The sequence below is a fragment of the uncultured Sphingobacterium sp. genome (assembly GCF_964277905.1).
GTDB lineage: Bacteria > Bacteroidota > Bacteroidia > Sphingobacteriales > Sphingobacteriaceae > Sphingobacterium > Sphingobacterium siyangense.
The window spans coordinates 127,046-142,358 of the sequence record NZ_CAXYKD010000045.1 but is presented as its reverse complement, the minus strand read 5'-3'; the positions used below and the strand labels follow the sequence as shown (position 1 = coordinate 142,358).

Here is a 15,313-nt window from a genome sequence, read left to right as displayed (position 1 = left end):
CCGCTTAAATCCAGCTAATAGTCCGTTCTGCGACAGAGGATCACACTTAACTTTGTATAAAAATAGAAGCTAAATGACGATTGATAAAGTGTGTTTCCCTTTTTTAATACACAATGGCAATTTTTTTAGCGTAGAAAAAGGTTAAGTCATAAAAAAAGTTCGTGATATGGAAATTAAAGAAAACAAATTGATCGGTGTTTCTTATAGAGATACACCAAACAAAGGTGGAATTATTAAACCCGTTTATATTATTATGCACTACGATGGTGCATCCAATGCAACGAGTGCAATTGATTGGATGACTGATTCCCGGAGCAAGGTCTCTGCCCATCTTCATATCAGCCGTGATGGTGTTATAACGCAATTGGCCCCTTTTAATATTAAATGTTGGCATGCGGGCCTTAGTACTTGGGCCGGTCAAAGAGATTTGAATAATTGTAGCATTGGAATTGAATTGCAAAATAAAGGTACGGAGAGCTACACCGAAAAACAGATCAATGTGGCGATAGCTGTATGTAAAACAATTGTCCGTACTTATTCAATTCGGGAGATTTTGGGACATTCGGATATTGCGCCTGGAAGAAAGGAGGATCCAGGGATACAGTTTCCCTGGGAAAAATTTAAACCGTTAACAAAAGGAAGTTATAATGGAATTACTTGAGATTTTGGAGAAATTGATTATCCCTGTAGTGACAGCTGTAGGGGGGTATTTTGTTGGAAGGCCCAAGCAGCAAGCTGAAGTGGAGGCAACAAATGTTGAGAATGCCGGAAAGGTAATTGAAAAATGGGAAGGATATGCCAATAGATTAGAGAAAGATATTGAGCAATTACGGACGATCATTGAAGATCTTAATGAAGGGTTACGTTTGGCAAATGACGAACGTACGTCTTGCGCTAAGACCTTAGCGGATTTGCAAGTGAAATATGATGATCTCATGAAACTTTATAATAGGTTACAGGTTGAATTAAAGCGCGTTAAAAATGAAGAATACACTACAGATAATCGCAATGCTGCTACTGGTTAGCAGCTGCGGTTTGTTTAGAAAGGTTGAGAAAATCAAGGGATCACAAGAGTTTGGTGTCAAAGAGAAAAATACCAATTATGCTACTATAGCACAGAACACGGAACATATACAAATTGTTCGATCAGATAAAGAGGCTTTGGAAACAGGTGAATATGTGATGCAAATTGAAGGTGAAGGGATCCGGATTATGCAGGATGGTGCTGTTCAGCTACGTAAGGGAAAAGTCTATACGAAAAAGGAACATTATTCTGAAAAGCTGCAGCTTGAGAGTAGGTTCGATACCAATTGGAAAGCTCGGAAGGTAAAAAGTCGTCAGCAAATTGAAACGAAAATGGAACTACGCAAAGCACAATCAAAAGAGGTTTCAAAACCAGCGGTGTCAAGCCTTCTTTATTTTTTAATGGGTTGCGGTGTATTGGTCGGTTTGATTATTTGGTGGATAAAGAAACGTAAGTTTGTTGAGTCTTGGTAGTTTCCGATTAAAAAATGTTACTATTATTTTTAATGCAATTCAGATAAGAAGCACAAAATAGTCCTTGAATTTTAAATACTCAAGGACTATATTTTTGGAACCGGGCAGAATTGCCGAATTAGCAGAGTTCGTGTGATTGTACAAATAATACTAAACCCCATCGAAATGCCTGTCAATAAGGTAATAATTAGCAATCTGTTTAATTTCCTTTTTGAAATCACGATAGAGGTCAAATTGATTGCAAGCACAGATGATAGATTTCTGTAATGTGTCATTATTTATTTTTAAATAAGGGCCAAGTTCCTTATATATGCTACTTTTTACTTTTGTTTTCAGATTATCTAATTTTTCCGGCTGAAAAATACGTAGAACAACGGCGATAGCTTTGTAACGATGCTGAATATCCTTATAATTGATATATTCACCCATAATCTGTTGAGAAGGTATACCCACAAATTTACAATAGCAGTCAATTACTTGACTGATTTTGGAAAGGTCAGATTCATATATCTTATCGATGGATTTTAGTATTTCAGGATGATTTTCTTTCAAGAAACTCATGATGAATGAATAATATAGTGAGTTCATACCTTGTGAGCTATTTTTGTCGGTTATTGTACTGCTTTCTTCTTTTCTTAAATTACTGTTGTGTTTTTGTCGTTGATGATAATCTACTGCGTAAACAATGTGCTGTCTGGGATGTTGTGTCATGAGCTGTTCCATTTTCTTTTTATCTTTAAGTATGAACTGATTTTAGTCTCGCTAATTGCAAATCCAGTGAATAGCTAATTTACTTACTACCCTGTTCGTCTATTCTATGAATTTAATATAGTCTATTGATGTTAAACAAAGTTAAACAAATTTGTTAATCATGCAAGTTTGTTCGAAGCTTATTTTTACTTTTTATATGAAAATGCAAACTTATTTGTTTAACTATAATGTGTTGGTAATTAGGTTTTTATTGTTTTATTTTGATTGTCTGTTTGTTTAGGTTTAATAAGTTGTGTAACTTAGTGTCAGATTGTTATATATTTGTGTAACATTTGTTAAATACCCGATCGACTATGGAAACTTATTCAAATAATAACTTTGAAGTTTTACGCTTGGAGATGCGCGTTACTAACCGTGAATTCGCGTCTTTATTGGGTGTACGCGAACAGGTGTACTCGCGTATTAAAAAAGGAGAGTATCCTATTGGACTTACGATGAAAACACGTATTCAAGCGGCTTTTCCTCAGGTTCAGTATGACTGGTTATTGTATGGAAAAGGTGAAAGAGTAGCGATAACTCCTTTAATGCACCCCGACACGATAGCAATGCTTAGTATTGGTAACGGTAAGTCAATAGGGTATTTTTCGGAGGACGTCAAGTTTATTGACGAAAATAAGAATAATATATTTTTTGAAGTTTCCCCAGGACGATATTTGATGCAGACAAAACTTGTGACAGAGAAAGCTAAAGCGGGGTATTTGTCTGGCTTTTCTGATGCTGAATATATGGACGATTTACCGGCACATTTTATTACGGTCAATGAGTTTCATAAAGGTGCCTATCGTTCTTTTGAAGTTAGTGGTGATAGTATGACCGATGGAACCGATGCAAGTGTATTGGACGGCGATATTGTGACGGGACGTTTGATTAAAAGGGAGTTATGGCAATCAAAATTTCATACCCACAAATATCGTTATTGGGTTGTTGTACATAAATATGAAGGAGTTATTATCAAAGAAATTGCTCATCATGATGTCAATAACGGAATTCTTACCCTTCGTTCGCTAAATACTGATAAAACAAGATACCCGGATTTTGAAGTAAGTCTAGATGATGTTGACCAAATTTTTAATGTTGTAGATATTAGCCGTTCGCTTTAGGAACAGCCTAACTCAGAATATGATCGTTTTGATGGTTCGTCTTTTCATATCAACGTTTATAGGTGGACCTTTTTGTTTCGGCTATAGGTGCGATAAATTAATCCAATCGCCCGCTATTAAATTGAAAGTTCTCCGTATCAATTCTTTATGATTTTACTAAAAAATATAGAAATAAAAACTAATTATATTAGTTTTTATTTCTATATTTGATTATAAATTGAACGTTTTCGGACATGTTGTTGCGTGCTGTCTTGGCGCACCTAGTATATATTTAACGTTAAGAAGGCTGATAACGTGACGAGAATATTGGTTGCTCATTATTCAGGCATGTCCGTGGCGTTCAATTGAAATAATAGGTACATGTGCGTAGGTTGTCAGGGCGGGGTGGAGGCATTTTTGAATAAATCGAACTATTTACTAAGTTGTACCTATGGACTTACCATTTACTAATCATCATATGTTTATTTTTGAAGCCAGGTTTTGAAATCTGGCTTTTTTATTTCTTATGCTATCAATTGTTGTTAATTTTAGTCTTTTACAAAGCTTACATCGGTTATTTTATAGGAAAAATTATCTTTTTCCCGTTCATTTTCAGGTTTTTCCATTTCACTGTAGTGAACGGTTCCCTTCATCTTGAACGTTGTATGGGAATCTAGATTGATTTTTTCTCCCTTATCGTCAAATACATAAAAGTTCTTAAGCGTATAATTTTTCTGATCTGCGGGAATTTCAAATAAAACATTGTTTTTTTCTATTCCTACAGGTAATATAACGCTGAATGCAGTGAATTTTTCAGAACTAAATGCATGGGATTTAACTACGAAATTCATGGCCATAGTTTTTGATTTACCTGATGAGAATGTAAAGGATGGTGCATCAAATTCACCTGTTAACGTAATGGTTTTGTTTTGATTGTCATAGTTTGATTCGATAGCTTTTACCGTATCAACAGAACTGCCATTGCAAGATGTGAACAACGCTATGGCAGAAGATACTAACAATGATGTCGAAAGTAAGTGTTTTGTTTTCATTGGGAAAAATCTCATTAATTGTATATTATTTTGAGCATAACATACTTCATACTGCTATGCTCCTTTTTTAATTGTAAAGACTCTTTTTATTGATAGACAACTTCTGCTCATTTATGTTTTGGCAGTTTCGTGAAGATTTCTTTGAATCATCAATATACATACCTTCATGATGATTTAAGCTCGCATTCAATAACATCCGTTGATCAATTTTTATAAAAGTAAGGTATTGAGGAAGAGGTTTTAGCACTTGATTTAAATTCGGGGGGAATGAATTTAAATTCGCATGCCTTGGGCTTTTTTTCGTCTATAAGAGATAGGTGAATGATAAACGCGAGTTTTATTTCGGCGGAAATGTCAGTAAACAGGTTTTAAGGGGTTTGATCTTATACAATTAGCCCAATGTTATGATCAATTTTTTGATTTAAAAAAGACCAAGTTAATAACTAAACAAGTGAGTGTAAGTAAAGAAAAGCAAGTTCGAATGTTGTTCCAAAATACCCAGGGTTTTTCAAAGGCGTCACGTGCAAGTCTTAACGATTTTTCTGAAGATATCAATAGGTCTATCGAGGCTAATTGATTGTTTAAGGGGATATTTTGCGTGCCTGTAACCACAAATACACCAATAATATAGCTTAGGCATGCTGCTAGGATTAGATAAAATTTTGGTGAATACAGATCAAAAAATAATATAGTAGCCATGAATAACAAAATTGGTGCACCTAGAAAACAGCAATAAAAAGCTGAGTTTAGTATTTCTTTATTGATATTTTGCATGGCCATCAAAAAGGCTCTATCGTTGAGTTTATGTAGACCCAAATTGACCGAAAAGGTATACGAAAAAAACAAGCCTGATATGATAGCCGAAAATATTGTTGCCAGCGCTAAAATGATGTCTTGCGATTTCATGTCTATATTTTTTTTGATGTACAATGTTTTACTGAACCTAATTCTCTAGGTGCTCTAATTTATCAAAGCATTGTTTTCTTATAGCAAATCTTTCGAAGAAGTTGAGGCTTTAAGAAATTACACACTTTCGTTGAGCTCGCCCTTAGACAATACAAAAGTTGTGATAAACAGTGAGTCAATATAGAATAAAAACGACAGTAAGCTATTTTTTGTTAAATGATGTTGGCGTTGTTCCTGTGAAAGTCTTAAAGACACGAATAAAGTGCGATTGGTCGGAGAACCCATTTTCATAAACAATTTCCGTTAGCTTTTGGAAATCTTTGCTATTAAGCTGTTTCAAAGCGGCCTGAAACTGTACCATTTTAGCGAATTGTTTAGCGGACACCCCAGTTTCCTTGAAAAACCTTCTTTCAAAAGTTCGGATGTTCAATGCTTCTTTTTTTGCAATTTCCTTAATAATGATTTGGCCCTTTTTTTCGATGATTTCGAGAATTGCTCGCTGAATCGAAAAATCTATGTTATATTTCTTGCTATCGAAAAAGCTGAGGAGCGATTGTGTTAATAGTTGGATGCTGTTTTCAGCGTTTGAAGATGAGGATAATGTACTGCTTAGTTGGTGGAAGGCTCTATTTGAAGGAGTATCTAGATCATAGCAGCCATCGTTTATGCTTTCGGGCGAGATACCCCAAAATCGGCGTAATACAAATGGGTAAAATTGAAAAACGATAATCTGAAAAGGCCCTGTTACATCTATTGAAATCGGTTTTATTGTCTGACCATAGAGAAAAATAGTCGGCATCTTTTTATCATGAGGCTTGATTGTAAAATCACCATAGCATCGTTGAAACAATAGACCGGGGTAACCATCAGCATAAAAAGGTAAGTTTACGCGATCATTTTTCTGACTTTCAAATACCAGGATCGCTTTTACGAATAATGTAATGGATGTATCAGGGCTGATAATTTGAGAATTCATCAATTAACTTTGTTGGCTTTTGATTACGACCTGTTGTACGTTTAAATATACTGAAAAATCTATTATAAGATGGAGTTGCCCTAAGATTTTCATTAGCGGATTTGTAATATCATGGTATATCTAAAGTCTACGCATGAAATCCGACTTATTTGAAATAAAAAAGGGGATTTTTTCTTCTCACCTGAAATAATTGTGCATGTTCCAGTAATTTAACATAATTATTTTGCCAATAATTGGCAATCCAATTTGAATCCAATGAAGGGTTGTAATGACTCAGGTCACTTTTTAAAACGACCGAATCCACTGCTGTCCCAACATTCCAAATGCTTATTTTGCTGTAACGTCCCCTGTAGGGAGGGGTATAACATTTAATAGCCTGCACGCAACTGTCAACCGAGGGATAATCATAACTGTCGAAATTATCCAATGTTGCAATGCTGATTTTCTGATAATTTTCATCAATCGCAAAGAGTTCTGAATGTGTTTCGATGATTTCTCCGCAAATAGAGTTCCTGGATTTCTCTTCGTTCCAAAAATACTGAATGGGAAAACTATGCTTATAAAACGCGGTTTTCCCTTTGATTTTAAGTGGTTTGCTGTTGTGGTATTCACCTATCTCAATAAAGTTCTCAACCTTTGGATTAAACAAATAGGCATGTTCTTGCCACTTCTTGTTCCATACAATATCTTCAAAACCGTCTTTGTTTTGATCGGTAAACGATAATCCTGAATTATTGGTCTGATAATCCATATCTCGCATAATGAGGTGCCATTGATTATTTTGCAGCTTTTCGACCTGAAAGAAACACGTTGAGTCGTTTTTAAAGACGGAAAATCTATAACGCTTATTTGCTATAAAAGAACAATCTTGTTCTATCAGGTTGTAATTCGAAGTTTTTAGGCGATCGATTTCCTGGTAGACTAGAAAAGAATCCGGTAATTGCACATGCTTGTTTTGCGAGTTACAACTAAAGAATGCAACGGCGAATAGTCCCAGCAACAATTTCCAGCGCTGGTTTATTATTTTTGTACGGAATGGCTGTTTGAAATGTCTCATATCAATTAAGCTGTGCTGGTGCGTATTATTGATCGTCTGTCGTATACCTTTGTTTCGGTGAACTCTGACAGTAGTGGTTATAATTTTTAAGATTTGTACTGTTGTTAAATAGCGTATAAAATAAATTGACTTTTTATTATTGTACTCAAAATTGAAACTACCATTATAGTTGGCTCCCACTAAATTTATTTGTGTTCAGGTCGGCAGCTGAAAGCGTTGTTAGAAGTTCTCTAGCTGCGGCGCTACCTGCACGGTTTGCACCGATTGTCGATGCTGATGGGCCATAACCCACGAGGTGAATTCTTGGTTCTTTAGCGACCATGGTCGCTAGTCTGCCTGCCATTTGAATGCCACCTTGTTTTTCTTTTGGTAGCACTGCGTCTAGATGGCTCAATGAACTTTTAAAGCCTGTATTCCAAAGTATAACATCTGCTTTTTGTTCTGTTCCATCGGCCCATTTGATCCCCTTTTCGGTTATTTCTTGAAACATTGGAAAACGTTGAAGGACACCCCGTTTTTCCATCTCCTGGATTTCTGTAGAATAGGGGAGGCCCGTAACGGAAACGACAGACAAAGGTGAAAGCCCCAATCGTACACGTTCCTCTACCATAGCAACCGCATTATGCCCGGCCATGTCATCAAATGGCCCCTCTCTGAATAAAGGTGGTCGTCGTGTTACCCAGGTTGTCGTTGTAACCTTGGAAATTTGGTCCAATAGCTGAATGGCAGAAATACCGGCTCCAACAACAATAACATGTTTGCCACGAAAATACTCTGCAGTTTTAAAATCTTTTGTGTGAAGTTGCTCGCCCCGAAATAATTCTGCACCTGAATAGGTAGGAATATAGGGGTTTTCCCATGTTCCAGTGGCGTTGATAATACCGAGTGCTGAGAAAAGAGTTTTTGCCGTATCGATATGAAAGCGATCTTGGTACATGTAGACTTTTTCTACTTTAGCTGGTCGATATACTTGAAGTCCAAATTTTTCTTCATAAAGTTTAAAATAATGTGGAACAGCGGTGTTGGCTCGAACTTCCGCCCCTTTTGTTGACAAAGTCTCTTCAAACGACATGCCGGGCAAATCGTGTATTTTATTGACTGTACTCAAGGTAAGGGAGTCCCAGCGAAATTGCCAGGCTCCTCCTGGTGCAGAGGCTTCGTCCAGGATGATAAAATCCGGCCCGATTTTAAGTCCGAGCTTCTTCAAATGATAAGCAGCAGAAAGTCCAGCCTGACCCGCACCAATGACTGCAATTTTTGTTTTGTAGCGAATGTTCTTTATCATACGAAAGAGGAGTTAACGCCAACCAAGTTCGGGAGCTACGTGTTCCAAAATGGCTGAAAGAATGTGGACATTGTAGTCGACCCCTAGCGTATTTGGAATGGTCAATAATAGCGTGTCTGCTTCCTGTATTGCTTCATCTTTCGCTAATTCTTTCACGAGTTGATCTGGTTCTGCGGCATAACTTCGCCCAAAAATCGTCCGCTTGTCCGATTCGATTACCCCAATTTTATCTGTTTTGTCAGCCTCTTGCCCGAAGTAATAACGATCTAAATCATCGACCAGAGCGAATATGGATCGACTGACTGAAACGCGGGGTTCACCAGGGTGCCCTGCTGCTTTCCAGGCCTCTTTGTATAAACGTATTTGTTCGGCCTGCTGAATATGAAAAGGTTTGCCATTTTCATCATATTTCAAAGTGGAACTTTGCAGGTGCATTCTGTTTTGAGCAGCCCATACAGCCGTGGCGTTCGATGCTGCTCCCCACCAGATACGATCACGTAACCCTTCCGAATGGGGTTCGAGCCTCAGCAAACCGGGCGGGTTTGGAAACATTGGATAGGGATTTGGTTCGGCGAAACCAATTCCTTTAAGTTTTTCTAAAAATTCCAATGCTTTTTGCCTTCCCATATCAGCATCTGTTTCGCCCTCGTTGATATTGTAACCAAAGTAACGCCAACCATCTATTACTTGTTCAGGCGATCCTCTGCTGATGCCGAGCTGCAATCTGCCCCCAGAGATTAGATCTGCAGCTCCTGCGTCTTCCACCATATAAAGGGGGTTTTCATAGCGCATATCGATGACACCGGTGCCGATCTCAATTTTTGAGGTTTTGGCTCCAATGGCCGATAATAAAGGAAAGGGAGATGCTAGCTGATTCGCAAAATGGTGTACACGGAAATATGCACCATCTATGCCTATTTCTTCGGCAGCTACTGCTAGATCTATGGATTGCAATAAAGTATCGCTTGCGGTCTGCGTACTATATGCGGGATGCTTGGACCAATGGCCAAAAGATAAAAAGCCTATTTTTTTCATAAATCACAATGGGATTTGATGTCAATCAAATTTAATAAATGTTGCGATCATATCGGTAGTTTGGATTGTCCGATGGGTGTCAATAATATATGGTTTGAATGAATTTGCCAAATGACAAGTAGGCTGTGGCGCAAAAAGAGTAATTTTATGTATTATTCAATTGTATAAGTGATTCAGAGTGATGCTTTCAGACAAATTATTACAACAGATCGAGTTTATTAAGGAGATCGACAAGATTAAATATATCCAGCGCAGGACAAAACTTTTCAATAGTGACCGTCCCGAAAATGACGCTGAACACAGTTGGCATCTTGCCCTAATGGCTATTGTGCTTTTAGAACATGCAAATCAATCAGTGGATTTATTGAAGGTAGTCAAAATGGTATTGATACATGATATCGTCGAAATCGATGCAGGTGATACTTTTATCTATGATACAGAAAAAAATCATACCAATACAGGTGAAGAGCGTTTGGCTGCTCAGCGGATTTTTGGAATTTTGCCTGGGCAGCAAGCAGAGGAACTCATTGCGATCTGGGAAGAATTTGAAGCTGGTCAAACGCCGGAAGCACAGTTCGCACGAGCGATGGATCGATTGGAGCCACTTTTACAGAATAGTTCCAATAATGGTGGAACCTGGAATGAACCTGGTGTAAATTATGAAAAGGTTTATGCAAAAAAATCTGTCATTAAGAATGGCTCAGCAGTATTGTGGGAATATGCAGAAAAATTGATCGATGCTGGAGTTGCTCGGGGGATTCTCAAAAAGGAGAGTAGTTAGGATACTGATCAATGGCCAGCAGTAATCCCGATATTATTGCTGACCATTGTGGTTTTATAAATATACATTAATCGTCATCATCCTCTTTTTTTTCGCTTACCTTTAGGAAGGCGGCTCTTTTTGGAGCTGGAGCGGATTCACCTTTAAGTCCCTGCCATAGAATTTCATTGAATACCAAATCAGGTACAGCGTCTTCTTTCGACCAATCATATTTGTCACTCCATTTAGCTAGTTTTCCTTTACTTGGATTGCGCTCGTTGAGATCTACATTTGCGTCGATATGGTCAAATGGAGTATAGTCGGGGCTAGTACTAAACGATTGCCACATGGGTGTTGCAGCGGCGTCGTATTGCGTCATGGGTTTCATGCCTAAAATCAGCTCTATTGTTCTAATCATCCCTGAGGTTGAATACATGGTGTGATCTACAGATCTTCTTTTTACATAGGGGCTAATCAAATAGGCCGGACTACGGTGTGCATCCACATGGTCAGGACCATTCTGGGCATCATCTTCCAGTATAAAGATCGCAGATTCTTTCCATATTGGACTCTTGCTGATATGATCGACAAACATCCCAACAGCGAGGTCATTGTCCGCTACATGTGCATAAGGGGACTTTTTGCCCGCACGCATCCCTTCCGTATGGTCATTGCTGATTCGAATGGTTGTCAATTGGGGCATTTCTCCTAATTCTCTTGTGTAATTGTTTATAGCAAGAGTTGGTCGGTTTATAGGTAAAAGTCTGTTGTTTACCGATGGAAATTGTTCTTTCACCGAAAACTTATGGTTTTTTTAAGTTTATTTTTTGAAATTGGATTGATAAACTATTCAATCTTTATTTATGATACACTTCTTTAATTCATTGGTAATTTTAACTATAGTAGGATTGATAACTATCTCTACCAGCGTGAAAACCAAAGATTCCCAGGCCAATATTGGGGACACTATAGCAGAATATAAATCTTCAATCAATCGCGCTATTAAGCCCAGTATCCTACACAATATGCGACAAGATAAGGTTGGACTATACATGGATTACAAAGATTCTATTTTGTAACATTGACTTTCTTATTTGAAGTGACTGTTTTTATTTTTTGAAAAATGTAATTTTTAAATTACTTTATTGTTATATAGATTAATTTTGTATATTGAGTTATATTGAAAATCAAGAGGGTATGTTATGGTGTCTGTTCTGTTTTGCAGCGCTCTAGCGCAATTTCCATCTTTGTGAAGCCTATATTTTTAAATTGATTATTCTTAAATAGCTTGTTATGAAAAAGAAAAGTTCGTCGTGGTTTTTTTATGCCATTATTGCTATTGTCATTTGCGTATTTCTATTATTGAATCTACCTGAACTTATTCAGGGATTTATGAACGGTTATAATTCAGTTATTAAATAGCAGCCTGGTGTTTACCGTTTAATTTACCATACTTACCGAGTTTTTTACTGTGTTTATCTAAACTTTGTAGCTGTTGTACGCGCTGTATTGTAGTTTAGAATGAGTAAATAGAATAGGATTAACACCGTATTTCTTGAATTGAACTTAATCAGATCTAATGAAACGAGTCGAAATATTTAAAACCAATGTTTATCGAATGAAGGATGCACAGCGAATTGTTGCAACTCTTGTCAGCCTGTTTTCCGCTTATAAAATTAACTTCGATCTTGACGATGAAGAACGTATTCTAAGAATTGAATCTTCACAATTGGAAATTGAGACCAACAGCATTGTTAGAAAGATGTTTGAGTGGGGTTATCGTTGTGAAAGAATCATTTAATTATGCTCAAAAAATAAAAAACTAACAATTATATTAATTTTCATTGTAAATTGCGCTGGTAATTTGTTGAACAAAACTGTTGGCAGGTCTTAGGGATATTATGTCGAATAGTCAAGGATTTCAATATAAGATTATTCAAAAAAACAGTGTTGGTAAGCGCGATATATCGGATATGATTGGTAATAGAATGCTCATTCTTTTAATTCTCTTTATTTTTAATACAGATTGTTTGGCACAAAATGGTACTCCTTTATTGATGGGGAGGTCAGAGATTTTGCATTCGAAAGTTTTGGGTGAAGACAGAATGATCAACATTTATCTTCCCGACAATTATAACCCCAATGATTCTGTTCGCTATCCAATTGTATATGTTCTTGATGGTGGTGTTGATGAAGATTTTTTTCATATTGCGGGTATTGTCCGTTTCAGTACACAACCCTGGATCAATAGATTCCCTCAAAGTATCGTTGTTGGAATAGGTGGAAATACACGAAGGAGAGATTTTACCTTCCCTGTTGAAAATACAGATTTTATAGAAAAGGAAGGTTTTCAAAAAGCTAGCTTTCCCTCGTATGGTGGTTCCGAAAAATATAGAACCTTCATGAAAAATGAATTGATTCCTTACATAAGTGGCAATTATAAATCGAATGGAAAACAGACTTTAATAGGAGAATCACTGGCAGGGCTTCTTTCCGTAGAGATACTATTAAAACAACCCGAACTATTTGATGACTATATTATTATAAGCCCAAGTTTGTGGTGGGGCGAGGAGTCATTATTGAAAAGAGCGGAGAAGTTTCTACAAGGTAATTTGAAAAAAGATATAAAAGTTTATCTTGGTGTGCCCAATAAAGAAGAAGATGTGAGAATGTATGACGAGGCCATAGCGTTATCTGATATACTTAATAACAATAAAAAAATTCATTTTGTATTTGATTACATGCCTGATGAATTGCATTCCACTGTAATACATCAAGCGGTCTACAACGCTTTTAAGAAGTTGTATCCAAAAACATTTTATTCAAAGTAGTGTGAGGGTATGTAGCGATTAATTTTATTTTATACCTAGGTTTCTTCTATCGTGCCATTCATCTTCTAGAATTGACATCAATAGCTTATCGTGAAATTGATTATCCCTAAAACAGGCTTTACGCATTCTTCCTTCCAATTGAAATCCTGCGTTTTCATATGCTTTTATCGCTGCATAATTCGGTTCAGATACCGTAAGCATAATTCTGTTGAGCCCTAGATTTCCAAACCCAATATCTAGGATTAATTTGGTAACTAAGGAGCCTATCCCTTTCCCCCATTCTTGGCGATCCCCTATAAAGATAAAATACTCTCCGGATCTGTTTGGCTTGGAAATATTACAAATGCCCGCATACCCAATCAGTTTATTCGAATCGTTTAGGAAAATTCCACGATTAAAATTTTTAGAATCGTTGACAACGGATAAAAACCAATTGTCTATATGAGCCTTTGATTGGAGTGACTGAAAAAGAGAGAGGGAATATTTAATAGATAAATCGTCATTGAGCCATTCATAAAATGGTGAGACATCTTCAACAGAGAGTGGTTTTAAGTTGACCATGGTTTAAGGTATATTGCATTCATTATTTTTAAAATTTATTCAGGTTCAAAGGCTCTGCAGCTAATGTTCTTTCCTCTGATAGATCCACATGGGGTCGTTTTTCTTGGCTCTTTCGAAGCTTTTTTGTTAGAAATTGACGGCAGTACGATTTGCTATTAGCATTTGCATATGAAAGTGCAGGTAAATTTCCTGCGCTATCTTCTTGACCATTTTATTTTAACGGCTTAATGATCACTTGGTCCACCGTTTTTCCCTGCTGATCGAGAATTTTGAAGATTCCTTTTTCGTCGTCTAAATCTACGCGAAGCACATTATTGTTGGAATTTACAATGATCGGAAATTGTATTGTGTTTGTCGCATTTTTGATTATGTGTCTATGTAAATGTCCTGATAGCATGATCTGTGTTCCTGTTTTGTTGAGGATAGGAACAAATTTCTCCAAAATCTCCTGTTCCCCATGCCAACCACCAAAAGGGGGCATATGACAGATTACGATCTTATATTTGGCATCTTTAAATGACGGGTCTTCAACAGCTTGAGCTAACCAGGCCGCTTGTTCACTTCTATAGTTATCCATATCTACAATCCCGCTATATTCAATGTCGGTATCGGGTTTATCTTCACCACAATCTAAAATGATAAAACCAGCATTTCCATGCCTAAATTGGTAATATAGTTTACCTGTTGGTGTTGGGAAATATTGAGGATATTCAGTGGCAAAAGGTCCACGTGTTTCATGATTGCCTCTTGAATAAAACATTGGTTTTTCGCTGGCGAACTTTTTAATAGCGGTATCCATAAACCCTTCATATAGTTGTGTTTCGCTTAATAGGTTGCTAACCATATCACCGTTGAATACCACAAAGTCACTGGTCTTTAGACTGCCGATATCCAATAGCTTATCGAGAACCTCATTGCGTTCGTGAATATCATTAACTACCGTAAAATGGGTAGATTTGGCCATGCCAAAGGTTTGAAAAAATAGGGGTGCCTTTTGATAGACATCAGTGGCCACTACTTTTCCATATTGCACATTGACTCCAACATGTTTGAGAACCTCCTGACTATACACACGATATCTATAGCGTGTTCCAGGTTTTAAATTGGTCAATGTAACTTGATGTAAAGTGCCTACCTTTTTGAAGCCATAGGCAGCCGCATAATATTTTTGTCTTTCCTTAAAGTAAAAGTGACTGGAGTCATCTGGGGCTAGCTCAACCCAGCCAGTAGCAGGCTTGTCTGTCGTCCAAATAATGGAAACAGATTGCTCTGTCAATCCTTGAATGAAAGGTAAGTGATTTATTCTGATCGCATCCTGACCAACTGCCATAAAACAATTGAAGAACAACAATAGGATGATGCATTTTAGTTTCGTCATTGTAGTACCTGGGGCTATAATTGATTTACCGATGTAAATCGGTTTTTTCTTAAGCTAAAGATATAAAATTGTGTAAAAAAGCCATCAATCAAAATGTAACAGTCTTGCTAGACTAAATGGTACCC

18 protein-coding genes are annotated in these 15,313 nt (G+C 37.0%); 8 read left to right on the top strand and 10 right to left on the bottom strand.

Features of this window, described 5'->3' with window-relative positions:
- Nucleotides 1-166: 166 nt before the first annotated feature.
- The 3 genes from ACHWSC_RS20855 to ACHWSC_RS20845 are packed head-to-tail and all read left to right on the top strand — an operon-like array spanning nt 167 to nt 1,497.
- Nucleotides 167-661 carry an N-acetylmuramoyl-L-alanine amidase gene (locus ACHWSC_RS20855; RefSeq protein ID WP_153848471.1) on the top strand — a complete coding sequence of 165 codons (495 nt, stop codon included), beginning with the start codon at nt 167-169 and terminating at the stop codon, nt 659-661.
- The gene (locus ACHWSC_RS20850) at nt 648-1,025 is read left to right on the top strand and encodes a hypothetical protein (protein ID WP_394678046.1); all 378 of its coding nucleotides are present in this window, start codon (nt 648-650) and stop codon (nt 1,023-1,025) included. The genes ACHWSC_RS20855 and ACHWSC_RS20850 overlap by 14 nt, the downstream gene beginning before the upstream one ends.
- Nucleotides 982-1,497 carry a hypothetical protein gene (locus ACHWSC_RS20845; protein WP_394678045.1) on the top strand — a complete coding sequence of 172 codons (516 nt, stop codon included), beginning with the start codon at nt 982-984 and terminating at the stop codon, nt 1,495-1,497. Before ACHWSC_RS20850 ends, ACHWSC_RS20845 begins: the two co-directional genes overlap by 44 nt.
- A gap of 150 nt (nt 1,498-1,647) precedes the next feature.
- Here ACHWSC_RS20845 and ACHWSC_RS20840 read toward each other — a convergent pair whose 3' ends face one another.
- A complete protein-coding gene (locus ACHWSC_RS20840) occupies nt 1,648-2,220 on the bottom strand; it encodes a hypothetical protein (RefSeq protein ID WP_394678044.1) in 573 nt (190 codons plus the stop codon).
- Between the two features lie 341 nt (nt 2,221-2,561).
- On the opposite strand from ACHWSC_RS20840, the gene ACHWSC_RS20835 reads away from it, so the two are divergent.
- Nucleotides 2,562-3,368 carry a hypothetical protein gene (locus ACHWSC_RS20835; RefSeq protein ID WP_394678043.1) on the top strand — a complete coding sequence of 269 codons (807 nt, stop codon included), beginning with the start codon at nt 2,562-2,564 and terminating at the stop codon, nt 3,366-3,368.
- Between the two features lie 527 nt (nt 3,369-3,895).
- Here the strand turns inward: ACHWSC_RS20835 and ACHWSC_RS20830 are convergent.
- The 6 genes from ACHWSC_RS20830 to ACHWSC_RS20805 all read right to left on the bottom strand — a co-directional run bounded on the left by ACHWSC_RS20830 (nt 3,896) and on the right by ACHWSC_RS20805 (nt 9,658).
- Complete coding sequence (locus tag ACHWSC_RS20830) at nt 3,896-4,399, bottom strand: hypothetical protein (RefSeq protein WP_394678042.1); 504 nt, start codon at nt 4,397-4,399, stop codon at nt 3,896-3,898.
- A gap of 408 nt (nt 4,400-4,807) precedes the next feature.
- Nucleotides 4,808-5,098, bottom strand: coding sequence for an anthrone oxygenase family protein (locus ACHWSC_RS20825; protein WP_394678100.1), 291 nt, complete (start codon nt 5,096-5,098; stop codon nt 4,808-4,810).
- 409 nt (nt 5,099-5,507) lie between these two features.
- Entirely contained in the window at nt 5,508-6,281 is a 774-nt protein-coding gene (locus ACHWSC_RS20820) for a helix-turn-helix domain-containing protein (RefSeq protein ID WP_394678041.1), read from the bottom strand.
- Between the two features lie 145 nt (nt 6,282-6,426).
- Nucleotides 6,427-7,338 carry a hypothetical protein gene (locus tag ACHWSC_RS20815; protein ID WP_394678040.1) on the bottom strand — a complete coding sequence of 304 codons (912 nt, stop codon included), beginning with the start codon at nt 7,336-7,338 and terminating at the stop codon, nt 6,427-6,429.
- A gap of 163 nt (nt 7,339-7,501) precedes the next feature.
- Entirely contained in the window at nt 7,502-8,623 is a 1,122-nt protein-coding gene (locus ACHWSC_RS20810; protein WP_394678039.1) for an NAD(P)-binding domain-containing protein, read from the bottom strand.
- Between the two features lie 12 nt (nt 8,624-8,635).
- A complete protein-coding gene (locus ACHWSC_RS20805) occupies nt 8,636-9,658 on the bottom strand; it encodes an LLM class flavin-dependent oxidoreductase (protein WP_394678038.1) in 1,023 nt (340 codons plus the stop codon).
- A 181-nt stretch (nt 9,659-9,839) separates the two neighbouring features.
- Between ACHWSC_RS20805 and ACHWSC_RS20800 the strand changes: the two genes are divergently transcribed.
- Complete coding sequence (locus tag ACHWSC_RS20800; RefSeq protein WP_394678037.1) at nt 9,840-10,439, top strand: HD family hydrolase; 600 nt, start codon at nt 9,840-9,842, stop codon at nt 10,437-10,439.
- A 67-nt stretch (nt 10,440-10,506) separates the two neighbouring features.
- On the opposite strand, the gene ACHWSC_RS20795 is transcribed toward ACHWSC_RS20800, so the two are convergent.
- On the bottom strand, nt 10,507-11,214 hold the full coding sequence (locus tag ACHWSC_RS20795; RefSeq protein ID WP_394678036.1) for an alkaline phosphatase family protein: 708 nt from the start codon (nt 11,212-11,214) through the stop codon (nt 10,507-10,509).
- A 497-nt stretch (nt 11,215-11,711) separates the two neighbouring features.
- On the opposite strand from ACHWSC_RS20795, the gene ACHWSC_RS20790 reads away from it, so the two are divergent.
- From ACHWSC_RS20790 to ACHWSC_RS20780, 3 genes are all read left to right on the top strand, one after another.
- Nucleotides 11,712-11,840 (top strand): hypothetical protein, encoded by a 129-nt coding sequence (locus ACHWSC_RS20790; protein ID WP_256602545.1) that lies wholly within the window; start codon nt 11,712-11,714, stop codon nt 11,838-11,840.
- A 157-nt stretch (nt 11,841-11,997) separates the two neighbouring features.
- A complete protein-coding gene (locus tag ACHWSC_RS20785; RefSeq protein WP_120335437.1) occupies nt 11,998-12,219 on the top strand; it encodes a methyltransferase type 11 in 222 nt (73 codons plus the stop codon).
- Nucleotides 12,220-12,319: 100 nt separating this feature from the next.
- Entirely contained in the window at nt 12,320-13,249 is a 930-nt protein-coding gene (locus tag ACHWSC_RS20780; RefSeq protein WP_394678035.1) for an alpha/beta hydrolase, read from the top strand.
- A gap of 24 nt (nt 13,250-13,273) precedes the next feature.
- Here ACHWSC_RS20780 and ACHWSC_RS20775 read toward each other — a convergent pair whose 3' ends face one another.
- Entirely contained in the window at nt 13,274-13,810 is a 537-nt protein-coding gene (locus ACHWSC_RS20775) for a GNAT family N-acetyltransferase (RefSeq protein ID WP_394678034.1), read from the bottom strand.
- Nucleotides 13,811-14,021: 211 nt separating this feature from the next.
- A complete protein-coding gene (locus ACHWSC_RS20770) occupies nt 14,022-15,188 on the bottom strand; it encodes a metallophosphoesterase (RefSeq protein ID WP_394678033.1) in 1,167 nt (388 codons plus the stop codon).
- Nucleotides 15,189-15,313 lie beyond the last annotated feature (125 nt).

Excerpts from the sequence above, each read along its gene's own strand:
- ACHWSC_RS20855 (WP_153848471.1), top strand. The coding sequence starts at position 167 with ATGGAAATTAAAGAAAACAAATTGATCGGTGTTTCTTATAGAGATACA.
- ACHWSC_RS20850 (WP_394678046.1), top strand. The coding sequence starts at position 648 with ATGGAATTACTTGAGATTTTGGAGAAATTGATTATCCCTGTAGTGACA.
- ACHWSC_RS20845 (WP_394678045.1), top strand. The coding sequence starts at position 982 with ATGAAGAATACACTACAGATAATCGCAATGCTGCTACTGGTTAGCAGC.
- ACHWSC_RS20840 (WP_394678044.1), bottom strand. The coding sequence starts at position 2,220 with ATGGAACAGCTCATGACACAACATCCCAGACAGCACATTGTTTACGCA.
- ACHWSC_RS20835 (WP_394678043.1), top strand. The coding sequence starts at position 2,562 with ATGGAAACTTATTCAAATAATAACTTTGAAGTTTTACGCTTGGAGATG.
- ACHWSC_RS20830 (WP_394678042.1), bottom strand. The coding sequence starts at position 4,399 with ATGAAAACAAAACACTTACTTTCGACATCATTGTTAGTATCTTCTGCC.
- ACHWSC_RS20825 (WP_394678100.1), bottom strand. The coding sequence starts at position 5,098 with ATGGCTACTATATTATTTTTTGATCTGTATTCACCAAAATTTTATCTA.
- ACHWSC_RS20820 (WP_394678041.1), bottom strand. The coding sequence starts at position 6,281 with ATGAATTCTCAAATTATCAGCCCTGATACATCCATTACATTATTCGTA.
- ACHWSC_RS20815 (WP_394678040.1), bottom strand. The coding sequence starts at position 7,338 with ATGAGACATTTCAAACAGCCATTCCGTACAAAAATAATAAACCAGCGC.
- ACHWSC_RS20810 (WP_394678039.1), bottom strand. The coding sequence starts at position 8,623 with ATGATAAAGAACATTCGCTACAAAACAAAAATTGCAGTCATTGGTGCG.
- ACHWSC_RS20805 (WP_394678038.1), bottom strand. The coding sequence starts at position 9,658 with ATGAAAAAAATAGGCTTTTTATCTTTTGGCCATTGGTCCAAGCATCCC.
- ACHWSC_RS20800 (WP_394678037.1), top strand. The coding sequence starts at position 9,840 with ATGCTTTCAGACAAATTATTACAACAGATCGAGTTTATTAAGGAGATC.
- ACHWSC_RS20790 (WP_256602545.1), top strand. The coding sequence starts at position 11,712 with ATGAAAAAGAAAAGTTCGTCGTGGTTTTTTTATGCCATTATTGCTATT.
- ACHWSC_RS20785 (WP_120335437.1), top strand. The coding sequence starts at position 11,998 with ATGAAACGAGTCGAAATATTTAAAACCAATGTTTATCGAATGAAGGAT.
- ACHWSC_RS20780 (WP_394678035.1), top strand. The coding sequence starts at position 12,320 with ATGTCGAATAGTCAAGGATTTCAATATAAGATTATTCAAAAAAACAGT.
- ACHWSC_RS20775 (WP_394678034.1), bottom strand. The coding sequence starts at position 13,810 with ATGGTCAACTTAAAACCACTCTCTGTTGAAGATGTCTCACCATTTTAT.
- ACHWSC_RS20770 (WP_394678033.1), bottom strand. The coding sequence starts at position 15,188 with ATGACGAAACTAAAATGCATCATCCTATTGTTGTTCTTCAATTGTTTT.